Here is a 15,850-nt window from a genome sequence, read left to right on the forward strand (position 1 = left end):
TGCAGACCATCGACAACCCGTTCGGCACGAGGTTGTCACCCATGTCTTAAGTACAATCTGTTACCCATGTCTCCGGGTTGGACAGGATTGCGATGGCTGGGGCGCCAGGATTCGAACCTGGGAATGTCGGTACCAAAAACCGATGCCTTACCACTTGGCGACGCCCCAACAGCCGGAGCGTGCCCGCTGTGCGCGCGGCCTTATAGGACGAGCCGGGAGAAAGCTCAATGCCGACATATCGACTATGCGCGACCGACCCACCGTTTTTGCAATCGTCACTTTGACCGGACCTATTCACTCAACATCGCCATTTCATTGCCGGCCGGATCGACGAAATGGAACCGCCTGCCGCTGCGGAATGAAAAGATCGGCTTGACGATTGTGCCGCCGGCATTCTCGACGGCGGTCAATGTTTCCTCCAGCCTTTCGGAATAGAGCACGGGCAGCGGCTTGGCCGGCGCATCTTGGCCATCCGCCTGAAAACCGCCGTCCAGCCCTTCGGCAAAAGCTGAATAGGTCGGCCCGTAATCAGAATGAGCATGAGAAGGCTGCGCTGTAGAAAGCTTTCACGCCGTCCAGCGTTCCGCTTGTCGCTGGCAGTTCCATATAATCTAGCTTTCCGGCCATTCTCATCGTTCTGCCATTCGTTCTCGTTATGTTCTACGGCAAAACTTTCCAAAAAGCAAGTCTTTTCGGCGCCGCTTTTCCTTAATCGATTGTAGGGGCCGGCCAGCTTGGCCGATGCCTTGCCTTTCGCACTGCAGCATCATATCGCTCGATTTGGCAAACCTTTCCAATCTCCTGCAAACCGGGGAGCAAGCATGACCAAATGGGTCTACACCTTTGGCGACGGTGCGGCGGAAGGCCGTGCCGGCGATCGCAATCTGCTCGGCGGCAAGGGCGCCAACCTTGCCGAAATGTGCAGCCTGGGCCTGCCGGTGCCGCCGGGCTTCACCATTACTACCGAGGTCTGCAACGCCTACTACGCCAACGGCCACGCGTATCCGGCCTCGCTGGAAGCGGACGTTGTGATCGCCCTCGACCATATCGGCCGGCTGACCGGGCGCCGTTTCGGCGATCCGTCGAAACTGCTTTTGGTGTCGGTTCGCTCCGGTGCCCGCGCCTCCATGCCCGGCATGATGGACACGGTGCTCAATCTCGGCCTCAACGATGAGACCGTCGAGGCACTTGCCGCCGATTCAGGCGATGCGCGGTTCGCCTATGACAGCTACCGCCGTTTCATCCAGATGTATTCCGATGTCGTCATGGGCCTCGACCATGAGGTCTTCGAGGAAATCCTCGAGGACCAGAAAGGCGGCCTCGGCCATGAGCTCGACACCGAGCTGACGGCGATCGAATGGCAAGGCGTGATCGCGCTTTACAAGGCCAAGGTCGAGGAGGAGCTCGGCAAGCCGTTTCCTCAGGATCCGAGCGAGCAGCTATGGGGCGCCATCGGTGCGGTGTTTTCCAGCTGGATGAACAACCGCGCGATCACCTATCGGCGCCTGCACGACATTCCCGAGAGCTGGGGCACGGCGGTCAATGTCCAGGCCATGGTCTTCGGCAATATGGGCGACACCTCGGCCACCGGCGTCGCGTTCACCCGCAACCCGTCGACCGGCGAAAAGCAGCTCTACGGCGAGTTCCTGGTCAACGCCCAGGGCGAGGACGTCGTTGCCGGTATCCGTACGCCGCAGAACATCACCGAGGCGGCGCGCATTGCCGCCGGTTCCGACAAGCCGTCGCTGCAGAAGCTGATGCCTGACGCCTTCCAGGCTTTCGTCAGCATCTCAGACCGCCTGGAAAAGCATTACCGCGACATGCAGGATCTCGAATTCACCATCGAGCGCGGCAAATTGTGGATGCTGCAGACCAGGTCCGGCAAGCGCACCGCCAAGGCGGCGCTGAAGATTGCCGTCGACATGGCCAGGGACGGATTGATTTCGAAGGAGGAGGCCGTCGCTCGCATCGATCCGGCCTCGCTCGACCAGTTGCTGCATCCGACGATCGATCCGAAGGCGGCGCGCGATATCATCGGCGTCGGCCTGCCGGCATCGCCAGGTGCTGCCACTGGCGAAATCGTGTTTTCCTCGAACGACGCCGAGGAGGCTAAGGCGCAAGGCCGCAAGGCGATCCTGGTGCGCATCGAGACCAGCCCCGAGGATATTCACGGCATGCATGCGGCGGAAGGCATCCTGACGACGCGCGGCGGCATGACCAGCCACGCCGCCGTTGTTGCGCGCGGCATGGGTAAGCCTTGCGTTTCGGGCGCAGGCTCGCTGCGCGTCGACTACAAGGCCGGCACGCTGATGGCGATGGGATCGACGTTCCGCAAGGGCGATATCATCACCATCGACGGCGGCAACGGCCAGGTGCTGAAAGGCGCGGTACCGATGCTGCAGCCCGAACTCTCGGGCGATTTCGCCGCCATCATGGAATGGGCCGACGGCGCGCGCCGCATGAAGGTGCGCACCAATGCCGAGACGCCGCTGGATGCGCGCATGGCGCGGTCCTTCGGCGCCGAAGGCATCGGTCTTTGCCGCACCGAACACATGTTCTTCGACGGCGATCGCATCATTGCCATGCGCGAGATGATCCTGGCCGATACGGAAAAGGACCGTCGAACGGCGCTGGCCAAGCTGTTGCCGATGCAGCGCTCGGATTTCCTCGAACTGTTCGAGATCATGGCCGGGCTGCCGGTCACGATCCGCCTGCTCGATCCGCCGCTGCACGAATTCCTGCCCAAGACCGAGGAGGAGGTGGCGGAGGTCGCCGCCGCCATGAATGTGTCGCCGGACAAGCTCCGGCGGCGCACCGAGGCGCTGCACGAGTTCAATCCGATGCTCGGCCATCGCGGTTGCCGGCTTGCCGTCTCTTATCCCGAGATCGCCGAGATGCAGGCGCGCGCCATTTTCGAGGCGGCCATCGAGGCCGGCAGGAAGGCCGGCGCGCTGGTGGTCCCCGAAATCATGGTGCCGCTGGTCGGGCTGGCGAAGGAGCTCGACTTCGTCAAGGCACATATCGATGCGGTCGCCAAAAGCGTGATGGAGGAGACCGGTGTCAGGATCGACTATCTGACCGGCACGATGATCGAACTGCCGCGTGCCGCGATCCGCGCCCAAATCATCGCCGAGGCAGCCGAATTCTTCTCCTTCGGCACCAACGATCTGACCCAGACCACGTTCGGTATCTCGCGCGACGACGCGGCCTCGTTCCTCGAGACCTACCGGCAAAAAGGCATCATCGAGCAGGATCCGTTCGTGTCGCTCGACATAGAGGGCGTCGGCGAACTGGTGCGGATGGCGGCCGAAAAGGGCAGGGCGACGCGGCCCGACATCAAGCTCGGTATTTGCGGCGAGCATGGCGGCGACCCGGCCTCGATCCATTTCTGCGAAAAGGTCGGCCTCGACTACGTCTCGTGCTCGCCATACCGGGTGCCGATCGCCAGGTTGGCTGCCGCGCAAGCGGCGGTGCAGGCTGCAAAGAACGGCCGCGGATAGGAGTTGGAGTCCACCGGCATCTGACCTTACCGATTTGTAACCAAATTCACGCGAACGTGCGTCTGTCGGCTCCAAATCCCGACATCGTTTCTGCCCAGTTTCCGGCCCCCGAACCCGCCCCGGTGCCAGAAACAGATGTTGCAGAACCCGCCCACGCACGTCCGCTCGATTCTCATCCTCCAGACGAAATTCATCGGCGATCTTGTCCTCGCCTCCGCGCTTGCCAGAAACCTGCGCCTCCAATATCCAAAGGCCAGGATCGTGTTCCTTTGCGAGGCGAACTTTGCCAGTTTCCTGTTGGCTCATGGCATCGCCTCGGACGTGGTGGCGTTCCGACGCGTACGGATGCGTGGCACCCCTGTGCAGCGTGGTCGCGAGCTTTACGGGACGGTGCGCGCTCTGCGCCGGTTCCGGTTTGACCTGACTATCGACCTGGCCGATTCCAAAACCTCACGCATCATCGTCAGGCTCGTCAACGCCAAGACCCGCGTCGGATATGATCCTCCCGAAAAACCGTTGCGCTGGCTAGAACGCCAGCCCGCCAACGTCCTGGCCAAGCCGTTTGGCTTTGGTGGCCAGCATTATCTCTACCGCTATCTTTCGCCGCTTGAGGCGCTTGGCGTGGAGTTGCGTGCGCCAGTCCCAACGATTGAGCCGCTGCCGCTGGAGACCGCCAGGGCATTGGCGCTTCTCGACCGGCATCATCTCCGGCGTAACGCCTTCATAGCCGTTCATGCAGGAGCGAGCTTCCGGGGGCGGCAATGGCAGCCGGAACGTTTTGCGCTGGCCATCGACGAGATCTCGCGGCAGACCGGGTTGGACTTCCTGCTTGTCGGCGGCCCCGATGAACGGGCATCGGCCGAGCGCATCGTCGCCAAGGCCGCTTCGCCGGTCGTCAACGTGGTCGGGGCGCTGTCACTGGCAACGCTGCTGGCGGTCCTCGGCCAGGCACGCCTGTTTCTGGGAAACGAGAGTGGCCCGATGCAGATGGCGGCGGCCGCGGGAACGCCGGTTGTCGGCCTGTTCGGCCTGACCGATCCGGCCGTCTGGGGGCCTGTCGGCGTGGCCAGTGTTACGCCGCGGCCGTCCATGCCTTGCGAGTGCATAGCCAGGGACCTGTGCCGCCGACCCGATCCGAGCAAGGCTTGCTGCGTCTGGCGACTTGAGGTCAAAGCGGTGGTCGACGCGGTGCTCGCGATCCTTTCACGTAAGGTTAAGGACGTGGAGCACGCGTTGTGACCTCGCGCTTGCCAAAGGTCAGGCCGGCGGTCAAATTGCCGCTGCCGACGCTTTTGCAGGGGCACCGTCCTGATTTCCGCCTTGATGCCGGTCTTGGGGTCGCCGCTTCAACTTTGATCCGGCCGACCTGGAAATAATCGATGCGCCCGTTCCAAAAGTATTTTTGCGCCGTTGCGATATCGCTGTGGGCTGTCTCTCCTGGCAACGCCCAGTTGCTCGTCGCACCGACGCTGCACATCAAGGCCGAGGCGGGCGGCGGCCGCGTCGCGCTGACGCTCGATGCGTGCGGCGGAAGGACCGACACACGGATTCTGTCGGCGCTGGTGGAAAACAAGATTCCTGCCACCATTTTCGTCACCGGCATCTGGCTGAAGCACAACGCCGCCGCCGTCGAGATCATGCGGGCGCATCCCGAACTGTTTGAATTGGAAAACCATGGCGGCCGCCATGTCCCGGCCGTCGACACGCCGCAAAAGATCTACGGCATTCGCAGTGCCGGCAGCCCGGAGGCTGTGCTGGCCGAGGTTGAATCGGGTGCTGCCGCTCTTGCCGTGACCGGCGAACCGGCGCCGAAATGGTTTCGCGGCGCAACCGCCGAATACAGCCCGTCGGCGATCGCGATGATACGCAAGCTTGGTTTCAAGATCGCCGGATTCTCGATCAATGGCGACGGCGGCTCATTGCTCGGCGCAAAAGAGACCGCCCGGCGCATTGCCGCGGCGAAGGACGGCGACGTCATCATCGCTCACATCAACCAGCCGACCCATGCGGCCGGCGAAGGCGTAGTGCAGGGACTTCTGGCGCTGAAGGCCAAGGGCCTCACCTTCGTGCGGCTCGACGATGCCGACGGCATCGGCGATGAAGGCACCACCGACTGATCAGTCGGGCGTGGCCTCGATGGTCACCTTGTTCGGATAGAACGCGCCGTGGTCGCGGATATCGGCCATCTCGTCGAACGGCCGCTCATAGGCCCACATCGCATCCTTGCCTGCATCGCCGGCGGGCAGCACGCTCCAATAGCTGGCATCGCCCTTATAGGGGCAATGGGTCGAGTGTTCGGTCTTGCCAAGCTGTTTGAAGTCGATGTCGCCGAACGGAATGTAGAAAACAGGCGGATAGGGAGGTTCGGTCAGCACCTTGACCTTGTCGGACGAGGCGATAACGACATCGCCGGCGCGCACCGTCACGGTACCCTTGTAAGGCTCGACGGTGATCACCTTGTCCGGATTGCGTTGAAAGCCGGGTGACGGATTTGCGATCTGGTCCATATCGGATCTCCTGCCTCTACCCCAAGATGTGTCTGGCAAGTGCCTTGCGCAAGACCTGCCAGCCACCGGCGGGCATCGCCCGCGGGCGGGAGTCTTGCGCTTTCCTCCGGTATCGCGCCTAAAATCAGGCGGCGGCCTGGAAAGCGTCCATCAGCCCGGCATAGGCGGCGGCAATCCCGGCCACCGGATTGGTGCTTTTCGAGGTGGTCTCGACCTTCAAAGCACCACCGTTAGTCGGCAAGGTGAGCAGCAGGAACTGGCGATTGCCGCCATCGCCGACCGATGCGGCGGCGACGTGCTGGGCTTCGCCCTCGTTCTCGACGCACATCTTGAACAAGAGCGTGCCGCCGACAGCTTCGAGGGCGCCGCCGACGACCTCGACGAATTCATCTTCGGAAACGGTTTTGGCGTCAGGCACCAGATCGGCCTGCGCCACATCGGCGGCCACCAGATCGGCCAGGCTTTCGGCAAGCGTATTTTCCAAGGCTTTGTCGTCGAGCTGCGCGTCCATGCGAACCTCTTTCATTCGCCAATCGCGCCCCGCCATTAATCAACGTTAACGCCGAGCATGGCCGGATTGTGGCGAATTCGGCCTCAATTGGCTCCATGCCCCGCTCCAGCCCGATCCTGGCTGGACAATCGGCCGGTTCGTCCCACAATGGCGCAAAAAATAACGGGAGGAACAAAATGCTCGGGCTGATGCAGGAATGGCCGCTGCTTTGTCACAAGCTGATCGACAACGCCGAGAGGCAGCACGGCAGCCGCGAGATCGTGTCGCGTTCGATCGAGGGGCCGATCGTGCGCAGCACATATGCCGAAATCCATGATCGTGCCCTGAAGGTCGCCGAGCGGCTCGAGCGTGACGGTTTCGGGCTTGGCGACCGCATCGCGACCCTGGCCTGGAACACCGCGCGCCACATCGAGGCCTGGTACGGCATCATGGGTGTCGGCGCCATCTATCACACGCTCAACCCGCGGCTCTTTCCCGAGCAGATCACCTGGATCATGAACAATGCCGGGGACAAGGCGATCTTCGTCGACCTGACCTTCCTGCCGCTGCTCGAAAAGATCGCCGGCGCGGTCAAGTCGCTGGAGCAGGTTATCGTGCTGACCGACAACGCGCATATGCCGGAGACTGCGCTGCCCAATGTGGTTGCGTACGAAGAATGGCTTGCTGAAGCCGACGGCAACTTCGCTTGGAAGACTTTCGACGAAAACACCGCCGCCGGTATGTGCTACACCTCGGGCACCACGGGCGATCCGAAAGGCGTCCTCTACAGCCATCGTTCGAACGTGCTGCACGCCATGATCGAAGCGATGCCCGACGCCATGGGCCTGTCGTCGCGCGATACCGTATTGCCGGTCGTGCCGATGTTTCACGCCAACGCCTGGGGCCTTGCCCAGAGCGCGCCGATGATCGGCGCCAAGCTGGTCATGCCCGGCTGCAAGATGGATGGCGCTTCGATCTACGAGCTGCTCGACACCGAGAAGGTGACCTTCAGCGCCGCCGTGCCGACGGTGTGGATGATGCTCCTCCAGCATCTGGAAGAAACTGGCAAGAAACTGCCCTATCTGCAGAAAGTCGTCATCGGCGGCGCGTCCTGTCCACGCGCGATCACGACGAAGTTCCAGGACAATTACGATGTCCAGGTCGTCCACGCCTGGGGCATGACCGAGATGTCGCCGCTCGGCACGCTGTGCACCTTGAAGCCGGATTACGCCGGGCTGAAGGGCGAGGCTCGCCTCGCCATCCAGCAGAAGCAGGGCTTTACGCCGTTCGGCATCGAAATGAAGATAACGGATGACGACGATAACGAGCTGCCATGGGACGGCAAGACCTTCGGCCGACTCAAAGTCCGCGGGCCGGCCGTCGCGCGCGCCTATTATGGCGGCATCGGATCCGAACAGTTTGATGAAGACGGCTGGTTCGATACCGGTGATATCGCGCATATCGACCCCGGCGGCTACATGCAGATCACCGATCGCGCCAAGGACGTGATCAAGTCGGGCGGCGAATGGATCTCGACCATCGAGCTCGAGAACCTCGCTGTCGGCCATCCCGACGTGGCGGAGGCCGCCGCCATCGGCATTCCGCATTCCAAATGGGGCGAGCGGCCTTTGCTCGTGATCGTACGCAAGCCGGGCAGGGAGCCGACCAAGACGGATATTCTCGCTTTCATGGACGGCAAGGTGGCGAAGTGGTGGATGCCGGACGACGTCGCTTTTGTCGGCGAAATCCCACACACCGCTGCCGGCAAGATCCAGAAGATTACCTTGCGCCAGCAGTTCCGGAATTATCACCTGCCGACGGATTGACCGGAGATGCGGCGTCTTTGCGCCTTCAAGCCGCCGCTGAAAGGCACTATGCCTGTGTTCGGGTTGGGGCAGCGCGGAAAACAATGACGGGAATTCCCGAGCGACAGACGTCGAGGGCTGCCAGCTGGTCGCGGCGCACCGGCGCGTTTTCGGCAGTCCTGCTGCTGACGGTACTCATCGGCCACCGATATGATCTCGTCGAGACGTCGGCATTCCTGTGGGTGCTCGCCATTGTCGCCTTGCTGGCCGCGTTTGCGCTTCTGTTCGCCGGGTTTGCCTTCGCGCGATTGTGGAATTTCGGTGATCGCGGCGGCTGTGACCTGACCGTCGGCGCCTTGCTGGCGGTTCTGGTGCTCATCCCTTACGGCGTCGCGGCCTATTGGGTGGCCACCTATCCGCCGCTACGCGACATCTCGACGGATCTGGACGACCCACCGGTGCTCGATATTTCCACCCGGACGAAGAATATGAACGAGCTTTTGCCGCCGACACCCGGCGAGCAGCGCCTGCAAATCGAAGCTTATCCGCTTGTTACCGGACGCAGCTACACCTTGCCTTTCGATCGCGTTCTGGAGGCGGTCAAAACGGTGCTCGATCGGCGCGGCTGGCAGCTCACGGCGCCGTTTCCAGACGCAGCAGGGCAAAGCGACGTGACGGTCGATGCGCTGGCCAAGGGCTTGCTGCTTGGTCTTCCCGCCGATGTTGCCATCCGCGTGACCGACGACGGCGATGCGGTCATCGTCGATATGCGCTCGGCCTCGCGTTACGGCCGCTACGACCTTGGCGACAATGCAGCGCGCATCACCGATTTCCTTTCCGAACTCGACCAGGAAGTCGCCGGCCAGGTGGGCGTGGCGCCGGCGGAATGATATCCGAAGTGTGCTAGGTTGCCGGCGAATAGATGCCGTCGATAGCCGGCTCGCCGTCGGTGTGGACCAGGCCGCGCGCCACCAGATCTTCCAGATGGGCAAGCACCGACAGGCCGGCCGCGCCATGGAGGCGCGGGTCGGTGTCTCGATAGATCGCCTCCACCATGTCCTTGATTGCCCGGTCGCCGCTGTTGATCCGCTCCAGAATTGCGCGTTCGCGCATTTTGCGATGCGTTTTCAATCCGCGCATGAAGCTGCGTGGCTCGGTCACCGGCCCACCATGACCGGGCAGCAGCAGCCGGTCGTCACGTTCGATCAGCCGATCGAGCGATGTCATGTACTCGGCCATGGCGCCATCCGGCGGTGCGACGATCGTGGTTGCCCACGCCATAACGTGATCGGCCGAGAAAAGGATGCCGGTTCCCTCCAGCGCGAAGGCCGCGTGATTGGCGGTATGGCCGGGCGTCAGCACCGTCCGGATCGCCCAGCCGTCACCGTCGATCATCATATCGTCCGGCAGCGCGATGTCAGGAACGAAGTCGGTGTCGGCGCTGGCATCGAGCGGATTGACCTCGCCGGTGCGCAACGGCCGCGCCGGGCGATGCCGGCCCTGCGCCAGAACCGCCGCACCGGTGTGCTGCTTCAGCCGCGCCGCCAGCGGCGAATGGTCGCGATGCGTGTGGCTGACGAAGATATGGCTGACCGGCCTGGTCCCGATCGCTTCGAGCAGCGTTTGAAGATGTGCCTCGTCATCAGGACCCGGATCGATCACCGCCAGCATCTCGCGCCCGACGATATAGCTGTTGGTTCCGTGAAAGGTGAACGGGCTTGGGTTCGGGGCCGTGACGCGTTGAATACCAGGCGCAACGATCACGCCCTTGCCATAGGACGGTTCGAAGCGTGTGTCGAATTTCAGCGCCATGCGAACGTCGCGACCTTTTTTGGGGTGAGGGCAAAACCGATTGCCGCATAGCACGGAAGCCAATATAGGAAAACGCAAGGCCGCGTTCGGCGGCAATCCGCAACGGGGAAGACCATGGCAACTGCAACGATGCGTCCGCTCATTTCTCTCGCTTTGCCCGAAAAAGGCACGGCCCGGCTGGCGGGACAGCTTTTGTTGGCGATCGCCGGAACGCTGCTGCTGATCTTGTCTGCCAAGACCAAGGTCATGCTCGGACCGGTCGATATCTCGATGCAGACGCTCGCCGTCTTGCTGATCGCTGCCGCCTTCGGCATGCGCCTCGGCGTCGCCACGCTGCTTCTCTACATGGCTGAGGGCGCGCTGGGGCTTCCGGTCTTCCAGAGCACGCCGGAAAAGGGCATCGGCATCGCCTACATGCTCGGTTCGACCGGCGGTTATCTTGCCGGCTTCGTCGTCATGGCGGCGATCGTCGGCTGGGCTGCCGACCGTGCCTGGGATCGCCATCCTATCAAGCTCTTCAATGCCATGCTGGTGGCCGAGATCGTCATGATGGCAATGGGCTTTGCCTGGCTGGCGCTGTTGATCGGCCCGGAAAAGTCGTGGCAGTTCGGGGTGGTGCCCTTTATCGTCGGTGATCTGATCAAGGTTGCGCTGGCCGCGAGCCTGGTGCCGGCTGTCTGGTCGCTGTTGAAGCGTTCGTGAAGCCGGTCGAGCGGTGTTTACCTGTTCTGCGCGACAGTGATTTTTCGCCGTAGTTGGTGTGGCCGTGCAGGATCTTTGTCGCTGGCGGATGGCTTCTAGCGCGACGCCATTCGTCACATTAGCTTCAAGTCGACGGACTAAGTACCAGAACCAACGGGCGATTCGTCACGACCAGCGTAACCAAGCACCTACGTATGGAAATAGATTGCTCGACATAGCATCTCAGCCAGCTGAAAAAGAAAGCGGCTCGGTGATTATTTAGGCACAGCTAAATTTCTGGGCAATGTGTAGGAAATTCTTAACCCAACCGCCTTGACTCTAGTGGCTTGGTTGCTTGCTGGTATCCACACACTGTCGTAACCGTTCACCTGAGATCATGCCGCCGACCGCCGAAGGAAGACACGTGAGTAGCGCGGAAAAAACAACGAGCAAGGCAACAACGCCGTCGCCTGAGCCGACCGCCGCGCCGGCAACTCGCTGGTATGCGGCAAGCGTCTTTCCCGGAAAGGAGCATGTCGCCGAACGGCACCTCCGGATCCAGGGATTCGAGCCCTTTGTGCCTCGCTGCGAGAAAACTGTGCGTCATGCCCGGCGTCTCGAAACCCGGTCGGCGGCCTATTTCCCGGGTTACATGTTCATCGCCCTTGACCTCGGACTGCAACGTTGGCGCTCGGTCAATGGAACATTCGGTGTGCGCTCCCTCGTCACACAAGGCGATCGGCCTTTGCCGGTCCCCTCGGGTCTGGTGGAGCGTTTCATTGCATTGACCGGGGAGGACGGGCTGCTTGATTTCAGTGGAGGCCTCGCAGCCGGTGCCTCGGTCCGAATCCTTTCAGGCCCTCTCGCGGATACAATCGGTCGCCTTGACCGGCTCGATCCAGCTGGACGAGCCCGGGTTCTGGTGGCCATCATGAATGGTGAAATCCCTGTCGACTTGGATGCCAGGGATCTCGTAGCAATCGCGTAGCCGCAAACATCAAGGCGGCGTCGCGATGTAAATTGTTGTAGGATGCGCTCTCGGGTTTCACCCGGGAGTGCGGTAGCCGTCGTTCGGTGGGGAATAGGCGCTGTCTGGCGAGATCATCTCATCGGCGCTGATTGAGAGTACGCGGTATGCGAATAACAATGATTGGTGCCGGCTATGTAGGGCTCGTCTCGGGCGCCTGCTTCGCCGACTTTGGCCATCAGGTCTGCTGCGTCGACCGGGATGCGGAAAAGCTCGCCATGCTCAAACTTGGCAAGATACCGATCTACGAGCCAGGGCTCGACGACCTCGTCACCACGAACACCGCGCAAGGTCGCTTGCGTTTCGACGACAATCTGGCCGATGCCGTTTCTCAATCGGATGTCGTTTTCATAGCCGTCGGCACGCCGTCACGGCGTGGCGATGGGCACGCCGATCTGTCCTTCGTTTACGACGCGGCCGCCGAAGTTGGCCGCGCGCTCAAAGGATTTACGGTCGTGGTGACGAAATCGACCGTCCCTGTCGGTACCGGCGATGAGGTGGAACGGATCATCCGCGAGCAAAATTCCGCCGCCGATTTTGCGGTGGTCTCCAATCCGGAATTTCTTCGCGAAGGATCTGCGATCGAAGACTTCAAGCGGCCTGACCGCATCATTGTCGGAACCGATGCCGAACGGGCCAAGGCTGTCATGGGCGAGATCTACCGTCCACTCTCGTTGAATGTCGCGCCGATATTCTATACGAGCCGGCGTACGGCTGAGCTTACCAAGTATGCTGGCAACGCGTTTCTGGCCATGAAGATCACCTTCATCAACGAAATTGCCGATCTCTGCGAGCGGTTGGGGGCCGATGTGCAGGACGTCGCGCGCGGCATCGGCATGGACAATCGCATCGGTGCAAAGTTTCTTCACGCGGGGCCGGGCTACGGCGGCTCCTGTTTCCCGAAAGATACGCTGGCACTGGTCAAGACCGCGCAGGACGCGGCAAGCCCGGTGCGGCTGATTGAAACGACGGTCTCGATAAACGACCAGCGCAAGCGGGCGATGGCGCGCAAGGTGGTCGAGGCCTGCGGCGGCTCTGTGCGCGGCAAGACTGTCGGTATCCTTGGCCTTACGTTCAAGCCGAACACCGACGATATGCGCGACGCCCCCTCATTGGCCATTATTCAGGCACTCAAGGATGCGGGCGCTTCGGTCAAGGCCTATGATCCGGTCGGCATGGAGCAGGCGCGCAAGATGATCGAGGGCATTGAATTCGGGGATAGCGCCTACGCGGTAGCCGATGGCTCGCATGCGATCGTCATTGTCACGGAGTGGAATGCGTTTCGGTCACTGGATCTGAAGCGGCTCCGTGCACTCATGGCGACGCCGGTGATGGTTGATCTGCGAAACGTCTACCGCGGCGAGGACGTCGTTAGGGAAGGCATAGCCTATTCGAGCGTCGGCCGAGAGCGGCATCCTGTCCAGTGAACGTCCGGCAACCTGGAGTTTGAATAGCCAGGGTTCTGCAGAGAACAATGGAAGCAGCCAGGGCGCATTCGGAAGAAACTTAGGCCCGACAGTCCGCAAGAGAGCGTTTTAACTTGAACATAGTCATGATGAATCGGCCGAGACAGCGGCACCTTGTGCACAGGGTCAGGTTTCAACTCCTGGGCGGTTTGGCGTTCGCAATCCTGCTTCCCGCGCTGATCCGGATTCTGGTTGACCCATCCCTTGCGTATTATACAAACCTGCAGATTACGATCTTTGCAGGCATCGTTGCTCATACAATAGGTTACTTCTCCTTTCGGCGCATAGGTAATTTCCCAGGCATTGCAGCTTCTGGTTACATATTTCCGACATTTGCATTGTCGTATGGGTTTGTTTATTTAGTTATTTTCTTAGCCAGAATTGAATATAGCGGCTTCCAAGCGGCCAGCAGCTTGACGTTGTCAATTCTCTGGTACTTTGTTTTGACCATCATAAGCCGGCGCCTTGACCCTTACAGTCTTGCGGTGGTTCCAGGCGGTGCCGTTGATCGTCTAGAGGAGATAGGCGGGGTGAACTGGCATTGGCTTGTTTCCCCTGACATGATCATTGAACGCGTCAACGGCGTCGTTGCCGATCTGCGCGCTGATCTGTCCGACGATTGGGAGCGCTACATAGCCGACCGGGCACTTGCGGGAGTTCCGGTCTACCATGTCAAGCAAATCACCGAATCGCTGACTGGCCGCGTCGAAATCGAGCATTTATCCGAAAACACGCTGGGCTCAATTAATCCCAACCAGGCCTATATCAAGATCAAACAGGCGATCGACTGGGTCGGTGCGCTGGTGGCGCTGATCGTGCTGACGCCTTTCCTCTTGTTGATCGCGCTGTTAATCAGGCTGGAATCTCCCGGACCCGCCATATTTCGTCAGGAGCGCCTCGGCTTCGGCGGAAAATCCTTTACGGTCTACAAGTTCCGGACGATGACCCTCAGTGAACCTGAGGCGGCAAACGTTCGCAGTCTTGCGGTCACCAAGCCGGGTGACAGCAGGGTTACCAGGCTCGGCCGCTTCCTTCGCAGAAGCAGAATTGACGAACTGCCGCAGCTGATAAATATCGTTCGTTCGGAAATGAGCTGGATCGGGCCTCGCCCTGAGGCGACAGTTTTGTCATCCCACTATTCGGTGGCGTTGCCATTCTACCGCTACCGAAATATCGTCCGTCCCGGAATTTCAGGGTGGGCTCAAGTGAATCAAGGATACGTCTCGGAGGACGACGACGAGACCGAGAAGCTGCACTATGACTTCTATTACATCAAGAATTTCTCGCCATGGCTTGATTTCGTTATCGTGTTGAGAACGCTGAAAACTCTGCTAAGTGGGTTCGGATCTCGATAGAGACCGTTCTGGATTTTGGCTACCATCGAAATTTATCTGTCGAACACTGCGCCGCGATATGTCTGGCGCTGAATTTTTTCTGAAGCTGCCGAAGGGTATGAAATGAGCCGAAAAACCGCGCTAATTACAGGCATCACCGGCCAGGATGGTGCCTATCTCGCCGACCTCCTGCTCGCCAAGGGATATGCAGTCCACGGCATCAAGCGGCGTTCGTCGTCTTTCAATACGGGCCGTATCGATCATCTCTATCAAGACCCGCATGAAACTGGCGTCAATTTTTCGTTGCACTATGGCGACATGACCGATGCGACGAACCTGATCCGCATAATCCAGGAAGTGCAGCCGGACGAGATCTACAATCTCGCGGCGCAATCGCATGTCCAGGTGAGCTTCGAGACCGCGGAATATACGGCGAATGCCGACGCGATCGGCACATTGCGCCTTCTGGAAGCCATCCGGCTGCTTGGGCTGACAGAAAAGACGCGTTTTTACCAGGCGTCGACTTCCGAGCTCTATGGCAAGGTGCAGGAAGTTCCACAGAAGGAAACGACGCCCTTTTACCCTCGTTCGCCCTATGCCGCCGCAAAGATCTATGGCTACTGGATTACGGTGAATTACCGTGAAGCCTATGGCATGCACGCTTCCAACGGAATTCTGTTCAACCACGAAAGCCCGTTGCGCGGCGAAACATTCGTGACTCGTAAGATCACCCGAGCTGCCGCGGCGATCAGCCTGGGCCTTCAGGACAAGCTCTATCTCGGCAACCTTTCCGCCGAGCGCGACTGGGGGCATGCGCGCGACTATGTCGAAGGCATGTGGAGGATCCTCCAGCAGGACGCGCCGGACGACTATGTGCTGGCCACAGGGTTCAAGAATTCCGTTCGGAAATTTGTTGAATTCGCCTTCGCCGAGGTTGGCGTCCGCATTCAGTGGAACGGTTCGGGCGTCGACGAAAAGGGCGTGGATACCAAGTCCGGCAGGATATTGGTCGAGGTTGATCCACGCTACTTCAGGCCGACCGAGGTCGACCTCCTGCTCGGTGATCCTTCGAAGGCAGAACGGGTCCTCGGCTGGAAGGCGACGACGTCGCTCGATGAGATGGTGCGCGAGATGGTTCAGTCCGACCTAAAGGTGGTGGCGCGCGAATACGAACATCGCCGGCTTGACGAAGAGCGCGATCGCAAAGCGGCCCGGTAGGCGCGAAAAG

Annotated in this window: 13 protein-coding genes, 1 tRNA gene and 1 pseudogene; 10 read left to right on the forward strand and 5 right to left on the reverse strand. The window is 60.7% G+C overall.

The annotated features are described in order from the left end of the window. Positions 1–93: 93 nt before the first annotated feature. Both NKI39_RS23475 and NKI39_RS23480 read right to left on the reverse strand, forming a co-directional pair. Positions 94–168 (reverse strand) — tRNA-Gln (locus tag NKI39_RS23475). A 122-nt stretch (positions 169–290) separates the two neighbouring features. Continuing rightward, positions 291–633, reverse strand: a pseudogene (locus NKI39_RS23480) (VOC family protein). A gap of 188 nt (positions 634–821) precedes the next feature. Between NKI39_RS23480 and ppdK the strand changes: the two are divergent. From ppdK to NKI39_RS23495, 3 genes are all read left to right on the forward strand, one after another. Further along, on the forward strand, positions 822–3,500 hold the full coding sequence (gene ppdK, locus NKI39_RS23485) for a pyruvate, phosphate dikinase (RefSeq protein WP_352834715.1): 2,679 nt from the start codon (positions 822–824) through the stop codon (positions 3,498–3,500). Between the two features lie 135 nt (positions 3,501–3,635). Then, a complete protein-coding gene (locus NKI39_RS23490; protein WP_352834718.1) occupies positions 3,636–4,739 on the forward strand; it encodes a glycosyltransferase family 9 protein in 1,104 nt (367 codons plus the stop codon). A 140-nt stretch (positions 4,740–4,879) separates the two neighbouring features. After that, positions 4,880–5,617, forward strand: coding sequence for a polysaccharide deacetylase family protein (locus NKI39_RS23495; RefSeq protein WP_352834721.1), 738 nt, complete (start codon positions 4,880–4,882; stop codon positions 5,615–5,617). Here the strand turns inward: NKI39_RS23495 and NKI39_RS23500 are convergent, their stop codons facing one another. Then, on the reverse strand, positions 5,618–6,007 hold the full coding sequence (locus NKI39_RS23500; protein ID WP_352834723.1) for a DUF427 domain-containing protein: 390 nt from the start codon (positions 6,005–6,007) through the stop codon (positions 5,618–5,620). 124 nt (positions 6,008–6,131) lie between these two features. Next, a complete protein-coding gene (locus NKI39_RS23505) occupies positions 6,132–6,518 on the reverse strand; it encodes a hypothetical protein (RefSeq protein WP_352503741.1) in 387 nt (128 codons plus the stop codon). 176 nt (positions 6,519–6,694) lie between these two features. Between NKI39_RS23505 and NKI39_RS23510 the strand changes: the two genes are divergently transcribed. After that, positions 6,695–8,323, forward strand: a complete 1,629-nt coding sequence (locus NKI39_RS23510) for a fatty-acid--CoA ligase (RefSeq protein WP_352834726.1) — start codon at positions 6,695–6,697, stop codon at positions 8,321–8,323. Between the two features lie 83 nt (positions 8,324–8,406). Next, positions 8,407–9,192 (forward strand): DUF1499 domain-containing protein, encoded by a 786-nt coding sequence (locus tag NKI39_RS23515; protein ID WP_352834729.1) that lies wholly within the window; start codon positions 8,407–8,409, stop codon positions 9,190–9,192. A 13-nt stretch (positions 9,193–9,205) separates the two neighbouring features. Here the strand turns inward: NKI39_RS23515 and NKI39_RS23520 are convergent, their stop codons facing one another. Next, positions 9,206–10,114: an MBL fold metallo-hydrolase gene (locus NKI39_RS23520; protein WP_352834732.1), complete on the reverse strand. Its 909-nt coding sequence runs from the start codon at positions 10,112–10,114 to the stop codon at positions 9,206–9,208. Between the two features lie 114 nt (positions 10,115–10,228). Here NKI39_RS23520 and NKI39_RS23525 point away from each other — a divergent pair, with 114 nt between their 5' ends. The 5 genes from NKI39_RS23525 (at position 10,229) to gmd (ending at position 15,840) form a co-directional block, all read left to right on the forward strand. After that, complete coding sequence (locus NKI39_RS23525) at positions 10,229–10,816, forward strand: biotin transporter BioY (protein WP_352834735.1); 588 nt, start codon at positions 10,229–10,231, stop codon at positions 10,814–10,816. A gap of 403 nt (positions 10,817–11,219) precedes the next feature. Then, positions 11,220–11,783, forward strand: a complete 564-nt coding sequence (nusG, locus tag NKI39_RS23530; RefSeq protein WP_352834738.1) for a transcription termination/antitermination protein NusG — start codon at positions 11,220–11,222, stop codon at positions 11,781–11,783. A gap of 146 nt (positions 11,784–11,929) precedes the next feature. Continuing rightward, positions 11,930–13,249 (forward strand): UDP-glucose dehydrogenase family protein, encoded by a 1,320-nt coding sequence (locus NKI39_RS23535; protein WP_352834741.1) that lies wholly within the window; start codon positions 11,930–11,932, stop codon positions 13,247–13,249. A gap of 113 nt (positions 13,250–13,362) precedes the next feature. Next, positions 13,363–14,643 carry a sugar transferase gene (locus tag NKI39_RS23540; protein WP_352834743.1) on the forward strand — a complete coding sequence of 427 codons (1,281 nt, stop codon included), beginning with the start codon at positions 13,363–13,365 and terminating at the stop codon, positions 14,641–14,643. A gap of 102 nt (positions 14,644–14,745) precedes the next feature. Then, a complete protein-coding gene (gmd, locus tag NKI39_RS23545; RefSeq protein WP_352834745.1) occupies positions 14,746–15,840 on the forward strand; it encodes a GDP-mannose 4,6-dehydratase in 1,095 nt (364 codons plus the stop codon). Positions 15,841–15,850: the final 10 nt, after the last annotated feature.

Source organism: Mesorhizobium sp. M0664 (assembly GCF_040320565.1).
In the GTDB taxonomy this organism is placed as follows: Bacteria; Pseudomonadota; Alphaproteobacteria; order Rhizobiales; family Rhizobiaceae; genus Mesorhizobium.